The 9,614-nt window shown below is 66.6% G+C and carries 8 protein-coding genes; all 8 read left to right on the plus strand.

The window, feature by feature from the left end; genetic code table 11:
• The first annotated feature begins 1 nt into the window (after window position 1).
• Entirely contained in the window at window positions 2-967 is a 966-nt protein-coding gene (locus tag ACFO5X_RS06035) for an ABC transporter ATP-binding protein (RefSeq protein WP_380716342.1), read from the plus strand.
• The gene (locus ACFO5X_RS06040; RefSeq protein ID WP_380716343.1) at window positions 964-1,731 is read left to right on the plus strand and encodes an ATP-binding cassette domain-containing protein; all 768 of its coding nucleotides are present in this window, start codon (window positions 964-966) and stop codon (window positions 1,729-1,731) included. The genes ACFO5X_RS06035 and ACFO5X_RS06040 overlap by 4 nt, the downstream gene beginning before the upstream one ends.
• A 2-nt stretch (window positions 1,732-1,733) precedes the next feature.
• Window positions 1,734-2,540 carry a metallophosphoesterase family protein gene (locus ACFO5X_RS06045; protein WP_380716344.1) on the plus strand — a complete coding sequence of 269 codons (807 nt, stop codon included), beginning with the start codon at window positions 1,734-1,736 and terminating at the stop codon, window positions 2,538-2,540.
• Between the two features lie 21 nt (window positions 2,541-2,561).
• Window positions 2,562-3,317 (plus strand): tyrosine-protein phosphatase, encoded by a 756-nt coding sequence (locus tag ACFO5X_RS06050; RefSeq protein WP_380716345.1) that lies wholly within the window; start codon window positions 2,562-2,564, stop codon window positions 3,315-3,317.
• Between the two features lie 75 nt (window positions 3,318-3,392).
• Complete coding sequence (locus tag ACFO5X_RS06055) at window positions 3,393-4,460, plus strand: efflux RND transporter periplasmic adaptor subunit (RefSeq protein WP_380716346.1); 1,068 nt, start codon at window positions 3,393-3,395, stop codon at window positions 4,458-4,460.
• Window positions 4,457-5,521: an efflux RND transporter periplasmic adaptor subunit gene (locus tag ACFO5X_RS06060; protein ID WP_380716347.1), complete on the plus strand. Its 1,065-nt coding sequence runs from the start codon at window positions 4,457-4,459 to the stop codon at window positions 5,519-5,521. The genes ACFO5X_RS06055 and ACFO5X_RS06060 overlap by 4 nt, the downstream gene beginning before the upstream one ends.
• A gap of 31 nt (window positions 5,522-5,552) precedes the next feature.
• Window positions 5,553-8,615 (plus strand): efflux RND transporter permease subunit, encoded by a 3,063-nt coding sequence (locus ACFO5X_RS06065; RefSeq protein WP_380716348.1) that lies wholly within the window; start codon window positions 5,553-5,555, stop codon window positions 8,613-8,615.
• A gap of 257 nt (window positions 8,616-8,872) precedes the next feature.
• The coding region (locus tag ACFO5X_RS06070) for a LamG-like jellyroll fold domain-containing protein (protein ID WP_380716349.1) at window positions 8,873-9,614 on the plus strand (742 nt) is incomplete at its 3' end.

Consider the following 9,614-nt stretch of genomic DNA (forward strand, 5'->3'; position numbering starts at 1 on the left):
GATGTTCGAACTCGACCGATTCTCCGTCGCCTTCGACACCGCCACCGCCCTGCGCGAGGCCAGCCTGACCATCTCGCCCGGGGACAGACTTGGCGTGGTGGGCGAAAGCGGCTCGGGCAAGACGATGCTCGCGCTCAGCCTGATGGGCATGGCACCCGATGCCGCCCAGGTCTCAGGCCGTCTTCTGATCGACGGTAACGACATGGCCAGTGCCAGCGAATCCGAATGGCAGCGGCTGCGCGCCCGCAAGGTGGCGATGATCTTCCAGGAACCGATGAGCGCGTTGAACCCGCTGCGCCGCGTCGGCGACACTGTGGCCGATCCCCTGCGCATCCATCTCAACATGAGCAACGCTCAGGCCGAGGCGCGTGCGCTTGACCTGTTCCGCGAGGTCGGCATCCCGAACCCCGAAGCGCGCCTGCGCCAGTTCCCGCACGAGATGTCGGGCGGCCAGCGCCAGCGCGTTCTGATCGCCCTCGCGCTGGCCTGCGACCCGGCCCTGCTGATTGCGGATGAACCGACCACCGCGCTTGATGCCAACGTCAAGCTGCGCATCACCCACCTGCTGGTCCGCCTCGCCGAACAGCGCGGCATGGCGCTGTTGTTCATTTCGCACGATCTCGCATCGGTGGCCCGCGCGACCAAGGACATCCTCGTCATGTATGGCGGCGATATCGTCGAACGCGGCCCGACGCAGGAAGTTCTGAAAGCGCCGGCGCATCCCTATACGCGAGGTTTGCTGGGCGCGCGGCCCGACCCGGCGCCGCACCAGCGCGGCGCAGATGGCAAGCGCGCCCGCCTTCCCACGATCCCCGGCACCGTCCCGGCCCTGCACGATCTGGCCCCCGGCTGCCGCTTTTCCGGCCGCTGCCCGATCGAGCGGCCGGAATGCGCCACCGTCAGACCGGCGATGCGCGACCTTGGCCATCGCAGTGCCGCCTGCCACGCGCTGGAGGTGCCGGCATGATCCTCGAGGTCCGCAATGTCACCCGCCGCTATCGCCTGCCGCGCCGCGCCCTGCTGCAGCCGCCGCCGGTGCTGGTGGCGGTCGAAAACGCCTCTTTGACGCTCGAGAGGGGCCAGACCCTTGGCATCGTCGGCGAGTCCGGCTCCGGCAAATCGACGCTGGCCCGCATGGTGATGGCCTTCGAAGCGCCTGACGAGGGCACCATCCGCTTTGACGGCAAGGACCTGAACCGGCTGTCTTCCGGCGAGCTGCGCCGCCTGCGGCAGCAGTTCCAGATGGTCTTCCAGGATCCCTACGGCTCGCTCGATCCGCGCCGCACGGTCGGCTGGTCCATCGCCGAACCCCTGCGCGTCCTCGACGCGCCGGACGCGGCAAAGCGTGTGGACGAGGCGCTGACACAGGTGGGCCTGCGCGCCGCCGATGCCGCAAAATACCCGCACGAATTCTCGGGCGGGCAGCGCCAGCGCATCGCCATCGCCCGCGCCATCGTGACGCGCCCCGCGCTGCTGGTGGCCGACGAGGCGGTCAGCGCGCTCGACGTTTCCGTCCAGGCCCAAATTCTGAACCTTTTGATGGATTTGCAGGACGAACTCGGCCTCGCCATGCTGTTCATCTCACATGACCTTGCGGTTGTCGCCAGCATCTGCGACCACCTGATGGTGATGCAGCACGGCAAGACGCTTGAATCCGGACCGGCCCACAGCGTGCTTGCCGCCCCGTCGCACGCCTACACCCGTTCTCTTCTGACTGCCGCCGGAGCCTGATCTTGACCAGTTTCATCCACATCACCGACCTGCATCTTTCGCACCCGGACTCCGGCGATCAGGGGCTGCACTCCGACACCGAAGCCACCCTGCGCCGCGTCGTCGCCCATATCGGCGCGATGGAGAAAAAACCCGACTTTGTCGTCGCCAGTGGCGATCTCACCAACACCGGCCACGAGGCGAGCTATCGCCTGCTCAAGGACATCCTGACGGATTTCCCGGTTCCGCTGATCCTCGCCTTGGGCAACCACGACAAACGCGAAGGGTTCAACGCCGTCTTCCGCTGCGGCGCCTCGGACGAGGCCTATTTCCACGATCAGGTGCAGGGACCGCTCCATGTCATCACGCTCGACACCGCCATTCCCGGCCGGGTCGCGGGCACCATCACTCCGGACCAGATGGCCTTCCTGCGCGAGGCCCTGGCCCGGCACAGCGACAAGCCCAAGCTGATCGTGATGCACCACCCGCCGCGTGTCGAACCCGAGGGGCTGCCCTGGGGCACCATCGACATGGCCAGCACCGAAGAACTAGCGGGCGTGCTCAAGGGACACGACGTCGTCGGCATTCTCAGCGGCCATATCCACATCAACCGCGTACTGCACTGGCACGGCATCCCGATCATCGTCTCGAACGGCCTGCATTCGACGGTCGATCTGCTTGAACGCACCGACCTGCGCCTTCTCGAGGGCACCGGGCTCGGCCTGCTCGACTGGCGCCCTTCAGGTCTCAGCGTCGCCTTCGTGCCGCTGTCCCCCAAGCCGCAGGAACTCGGGGTGATCGACCGCGCCCGCCTGCTTGCCTTTTCCTGACAATCGCAGGATCATTCCCGAATGCTTCACGACATGCGACACCTGTCCATCACGGGCGCTCATAACGTCCGCGATCTTGGCGGCTATCGGACCGCCGGCGGGTTGATCCTGCCCTGGCGCCGCTTCCTGCGCGCCGACAGCCTGCACCGCCTGGAACCGGGCGAAGACCGCCGCCTGCTGGATGAGGGGCTGACGACCGTTATTGATCTGCGCACCCCGACGGAACTGGCCGAGGCGCCGAACCCCTTCGCCAATCGAACGGACGTCGATTTCCACAATCTTCCGCTGTTCGATGATCTCGCTCCCGCCTCGCTCGGCCAGGCCGAGGCCACGTCGGACGACCCGCTGCTCGACTTCTACATTGCGGCGCTGCACCAGCGGCGGGCCGCGATCCGCAACATTCTCGGCACCATGTCCGAGGCGCGCGAGGGCGCAATCCTGTTCAACTGCACCGCCGGCAAGGACCGAACCGGGATCGTTGCGGCGCTGCTGCTAGGGCTCGCCGGGGTCGGGCGCGAGGACATCATAGCGGATTATGCGCTCAGCGCCGATCTGATCTCGAAACTGGTGGCCGAGTTCCTGGAGCTCTCGCGCCAGCGCGGCGGCGATACGGTGGCCTATGCCCGGATGCTGCGCAGCCCTGCCCAGACGATGGAACAGGCGCTGGCCAGCATCGAGCAAGAGCATGGGACGCTGGATGCCTATCTGGCAGGCGCCGGCCTGACCACGGCTCAGATCGACAGCCTGCGTGCACGTTTGACCGGGAGAGCAGGCTGACGCTTGGTCGCGGCTTGACGCATCGGCGGAATAAACCCAACCTCTGAGCACTGGCAGAGAGGTCACGATTTTACGATGCGCTCGCTCCTCCACATCCTTCTCGCACTCATGGTGGCTGCCGCCGCTCCCGCGGGCGCCGACGAACCACTGAAAGTGACCGCCATCCGTGCCGCCACAATCGAATTCAACCGGCGGATGGGGCTGACCGGCGAGATCGCGGCGCGCGAAACGCTCAGCGCGGCCTTCCCGACCGGCGGCCGCATCACCTCGATTTCCGTGAACGACGGCGACCGGGTCGAGGATGGGGCCGAACTGGCGCGGATCGACCGGGTGCAGCAGGAGCAAGCTCTTCGCTCGGCCAAGGCGCAGCTTGCCGCCGCCAGCGCCGAACTCACGGCCGCGCGCGACAACGAGGCGCGCCAGTCCCAGCTTTTCGAACGCGGAGCGACCACGCGCGCCACGCGCAGCGCCGCCACCGACCGCCTTGCCGCCGCCGCCGCGCGGCAGGCGCAGGCAGAGGCCGAGCTGAACCAGGCCGAGTCCGCGCTGGAAGATACCGTCCTTCTTGCGCCAAATTCCGGCACCGTCATCAAGCGCCTGGCCGAGCCGGGCCAGATCGTCGGTGCCGCGCAACCGGTGCTGCAGCTGGCCCTGGGCGATCGCTATGAAGCGGTATTCAACGTGCCCGAAGCGGTGCTGAACTTCGGCACGGCCGCACACGCGCCCCCGCCGATCACGCTGTCGCCCCTCGACCGGCCGAATGTCACGGTCAGCGGCACGGTCCGCGAAGTCTCGCCGCTGGTCGATCCGGCCAGCGGTACCGTCAAGGTCAAGGTGGCGATGGCCCACCCGCTGACCGGCCTCAGCTATGGCGACGCCGTGCGCGGCGGCACCGAACAGACCGACGGCTCTGGCATCGCGCTGCCGTGGTCGGCCCTCACCGCGACGTCACAGGGGCCCGCCGTCTGGGTGGTGGACAAGGCCGACAGCACCGTTTCACTGCGCCAGATCGCAGTCAGCCGCTATACCAGTGACAGTATCCTCGTCGAAAGCGGATTGGACGAGGGCGAGATCGTCGTGAGCCTTGGGGCGCAACTGCTCTACCCCGGCCGTGTCGTCCGCTACGAGGAGCCTGCCCAATGATCCGCGCCGCGCTTGCCCTGATGCTGCTGGCAACTCCGGTGGTGTCGCAGGAGCGCCCGGTCATTTCCGAAATCGTCGCGCCGCAGGCCGGGCTGGCCTCGTCCTGGGTTGGCAACGTCAGTGCGGCCAGCGAGATCGACCTCGGGTTCCTCCAGGTCGGAACCCTGGCCGAGCGCGTGGCCGATGCCGGCGACGTGGTGCAGGCAGGCGAGATTCTCGCCCGGCTCGACGGTTCGGAACTCGAAGCCCAGGTGCGCGCGGCCGAGGCCGGCGTCAGCATCGCCAAGGCCAACCTCCAGACCGCGCAGGACACCAGCGACCGGGTGCAGGCGTTGGTTGACCGCGGGGTCGACAGCCCCTCTGCGGCCGAGGCTGCGACGAATTCGCTCGCCTCGGCGAAAGCCGCACTGGAACAGGCGCAGGCCGGTCTGGCAAGGGCAGAGGATGCCCGCGCCCAGGCCGATCTGCGCGCGCCGATCGACGGGATCGTGACCGATGTGCTGGCAGAGCCCGGCGCCGCGCTGGATGCCGGCCAGACCGTGCTGCGCCTTGCCGCGCGTGAAGGGCGCGAGGCGATCATCTCGCTCTCGGAAGAGGACGCCGCCGCGGCCGAGCCCGGCGCCCGCTATCACGTGCGGCTGCTGGCGAACCCCGAGATGATGGCCGAGGCCGTGCTGGACCGGATCGAACCGGTCAGCGCCCGCGCCACACGAACCCGCGCCGCTCACCTGCGGCTCGAGGGCGATCTGACGAGCTTTCGCCTCGGTGCGCTGGTGACCGTCACCCGCTCCGATCTCGGAATTTACAGTGTGATCACCCTGCCTGTCGTCGCCCTGATCGACGGAACCGAACCGCCCGCCGTCTGGATAATTTCGGACGCCGAGCGCAAACTCCATCGGACAACGCTCAAGCTCGGCCCCCGCGCCGGTGGGCGGGTTGTGGTGCTGTCCGGCGTCCAGCCCGGCGACGAAGTTCTGACGCACGGGGTCCACTCCGTGAGCGAAGGCCAGGCTGTGGGGCCGCGCCTCGAAGGCCCGCTGGCCGGAGGAGGAAACCTCTGATGGCATTCAACTTCCAATCCGGCGAGCCAGCATGACCCGATTCAACCTCTCCGACTGGGCGCTCCAACATCGGTCTTTCGTCTGGTTTCTGATGGCGGTCTCGCTGGTGGCCGGAATTCTGGCCTATACCGAAATCGGCCGCGAGGAAGACCCGAACTTTGCCATCAAGACCATGGTCATCGCCGCCGCCCTGCCCGGCGCTTCGGTCGAAGAGACGCTGACCCAGGTCACCGACCGCATCGAGAAAAAGCTCGAAGACCTCGACCAGTTGAACAAGACCCGTTCGATCACGCGCCCCGGATCTTCGGTGGTCTATGTGGAATTGCTCGACACCACCAAGCCTCGTGATCTGCCCCTGATCTGGCAGAAGGTCCGAAACATGATGGCCGACATCCGCGGCGAGTTTCCTGCGGAATTTGCCGGGTTCCAGTTCAACGACGGGTTTGGCGACGTCTATGGCAACCTCTACGCTTTCACGTCGGACGGCTTTTCCCCGCGCGAGATGCGAGACTATGTCGAACAGGCCCGCCGCGCGGTGCAGCGGCTGGAGGATTCCGGCAAGGTCGAAATCTTCGGCGCCCGAGATCAGGTGGTTTACCTCGAATTCTCCACCGACAAGCTTGCCTCGCTGGGCGTCAGCCAATCCGAGGTGCAGGCGACCCTTGCCGCGCAGAACGCCATCCTGCCCTCTGGCACCATCGACGCGGGACCCGAGCGCATTCTCGTCCGCATCGGCGGCAGCTTCGACCGCACACAAAGCCTCGCGGACGTCAACCTGCGCGTCGGCGACCAGTTCTTCCGCCTGACCGATGTCGCCGATGTGCGCCTCGGCTACCAGGATCCTCCGACAGAGCTGTTCCGGCACAACGGGCAGGACGCCATCGGACTTGCCATCGGCATGCGGCAGGGCGCCAATATCATCGACTTCGGTGAGGCGCTGACCGGTGTGATGGCCCAGGTCGAATCCGAATTGCCCATCGGCATCTCGATCCACCAGGTGGCCGACCAGCCCGAGGTCGTGGAAGACGCGGTCGGGCATTTCCTGCAGGCCCTGCTCGAAGCGGTGGTGATCGTGCTGGCCGTCAGCTTCGTGAGCCTTGGCCTGCGCGCCGGACTCGTGGTCACGCTGACCATTCCGCTCGTGCTCGCCATCACCTTTGTTTTCATGCACGTCATGGGTTTCACGCTGCAGCGCATCTCGCTCGGCGCGCTGATCATCGCGCTGGGGCTGCTTGTCGACGACGCGATGATCGCCATCGAGACGATGATCTCGCGCCTTGAAAAGGGCGACAGCCTGACCAAATCGGCCTCCTTTGCCTGGACCTCCATCGCCTTCCCCATGCTGACCGGCACCCTGGTGACTGTCGCGGGTTTCATCCCCATCGGCCTCAACAGTTCGGCGGCCGGCGAATTCACATTCTCGCTCTTCGTGGTGATCGCCGTGTCGCTTCTGGTATCCTGGGTCGTCGCCGTCCTCTTTGCGCCCTTGATCGGGGTCACGCTGCTGCCGTCGAAGCTGGCTCACCACGCCGAAACCGTCGGCCGGACCCGCCGCGCCTTCCGCGCGCTGCTGCGCGGCGCCATGCGGATGCGCTGGCTGACCATCGTTCTGACGCTGATCGCCTTCGGCGCCTCGATCTGGGGGATGCGCTTTGTCGAGAACCAGTTCTTCCCCAGCTCCGACCGCCCCGAGCTAATCCTGGACTTCACCCTGCCGCAGAACGCCACCATCGAGGCGACCCGCGAACAGATGGCCCGCATGGAAGCCGCCCTCGAAGGCGATCCCGATGTCCTGTTCTACTCCACCTACGTCGGCCGGGGCGCCCCGCGCTTCATCCTCGCCTACGACGTGCCGCCCGCTGGCGACAATACCGGCCAGATTGTCATCCAGACGCCCGGCGTCGAGGCCCGCAACCGCCTGCGTGCAAGGCTCAAGGAGCTGGCTGCCTCCGAGTTCCCGGGCGTCGATATCTTCGTGAAACTGCTCGAAATCGGCCCCCCGGTCGGACGCCCGGTCCAATACCGCGTGATCGGTCCCGATCTCGGCGAACTGCGCGATATCGCCCGCAACGTCGCCGCGCTGGTCGCCAGCGACAGCCGCACCTCCAACATCGTGCTCGACTGGAACGAACCCGCGCGCGTCGTCCGCGTCGACATCGTTCAGGACCGGGTGCGCCTGCTTGGCATCACCTCCCGCGATATCGCGGCGGCGCTTCAGACCATCTATGACGGCACCTCGGTCACGCAATTGCGCGACAATACCTATCTCGTCGATCTCGTCGCGCGTGGCACCGATGCCGATCGTCGCTCGATCGAGGCGCTGAACAACCTCCAGCTCTCTTCCGCCAGCGGCCAGCCGGTGCCGCTCTCGGCCATCGCCGTCTTCAACTACGACACCGAACAGCCGGTCATCCGGCAGGAAAACCGCGTGCCGACAATCACGGTCAAGGCGGCGATCGCCACCGCCGACCAGCCCGCCACCATCGTCAACGCGCTGAAAGGCAAGATCGACGACTTCCGCGAGACGCTGCCGCAGGGCTATTCCGTCACCGTCGGCGGCACGGTGGAATCCAGCGCCAAGAGCCAGGCGCCCATCGCCGCCGTGGTGCCGCTCATGCTGCTCATCATAGCCACTTTGGTCATGGTGCAGATGCAGGGCTTCCGCCGGTCCTTCGTCGTCTTCGCCGCCGCCCCGCTCGGCCTGATCGGCGTGGTCGCCGCGCTGCTGCCTTCGGGCGCGCCACTGGGATTTGTCGCGATCCTCGGCGTGCTGGCGCTGGTCGGCATCCTGATCCGCAACTCGATCATCCTGGTCCACGAAATCGAGGTCGAGCGCGAAAAGGGAACGCACCCGTGGGATGCGGTCTTCGCCGCCTCCGACAGCCGCGCGCGTCCCATCGTGCTGACTGCCGCCGCGGCTTCGCTGGCATTGATCCCGATCTCGCGGCAGATCTTCTGGGGGCCGATGGCCTATGCCATGATGGGCGGAATCATCGCCGGAACCGTCGTGACACTGGTCTTCGTCCCGGCGCTCTATCTCGCCGTGTTCCGCGTCCGTCGCCCGGAACCCGCCTCCGAACCGGAAGCGACCTGAATCAGCTCGTTTCCCTATCGGGCGGCTAACCGCGCACTCGCCCTTTGCCACAAAAATGGCGAAGTCCTGCCGCGGCGTCGTTAACACGCCGCTCAGGGCCGGACCGAATTCCGCCCGCTTTCAACCCCTTGAAAGCAAGGCCGCGGAATCCCGCTGCACGACACCCACGGCGCGACGAGACCGAATACGGTCACAAACTCTCCTCTTTTTGACGGTACCCCGAAAAGGCTGCTCGGACGAAAAAGAGGGACCTGGGAATGCCTGCTGCCAACGACATCATCGCCGCCGATCCGATTGTCCGGGCGATGGCCGACCGGACCTATACGGGAACCTCCGGCGACTATATGGAGATCCCGCACCGCAAGGCGCTGGCGCTCTCCGACGCGACGCTCTCGCTCAGTTTCTCGCTGGACCGGCTGGTCGGGGAATATGCCCTCGTCTCGAAAGACGGCAACGGGCGGGGTGCCGGCGACTTCACGGTCTGGCTCAAGGACGGGACCATCGTGATCACCCAGGAGGGCGCCAGCGAGAGCGAGTGGCTCAAGGTGCCGGACCTCGTGCTGGAGGCCAATACCACCTATGCCTTCGCGCTCTCCTTCGGCGCCCAGGGCCTGCAGGTCTGGCTCAACGGCGGTCTGGTTGCCGCCGAGCCCGCCTTCAAGCAGGGCATGCTGACCAACACCCACCCCCTCGTCATCGGCGGCAGCCGCGCCTGGCACACCTCCGACACCGATCCCGCCCATTCGCTGTTCAAGGGCACCATCGGCGAGGTGATGGTTTTCGACGGCCAGCTGGGCGAGGCCGACGTCATCGCGCTCGCCGGTGCCACCGATCCCGAGCTCGCGCATCACGCCGAAACCCACGACGCGCTCGACAGCCTGATGCCGGTGCTCGGCCAGCTGCACCACGCCTCGGACACCTTCATGAAAATTATGATGGACTACGGCGCCGACATGCATGGCCATTTCGAAACGCCCCTCACCATGACCTCCATGGTCG

Origin of the sequence: Seohaeicola nanhaiensis (assembly GCF_042654245.1) — a bacterium.
Classification (GTDB): Bacteria; Pseudomonadota; Alphaproteobacteria; order Rhodobacterales; family Rhodobacteraceae; genus Seohaeicola_A; species Seohaeicola_A nanhaiensis.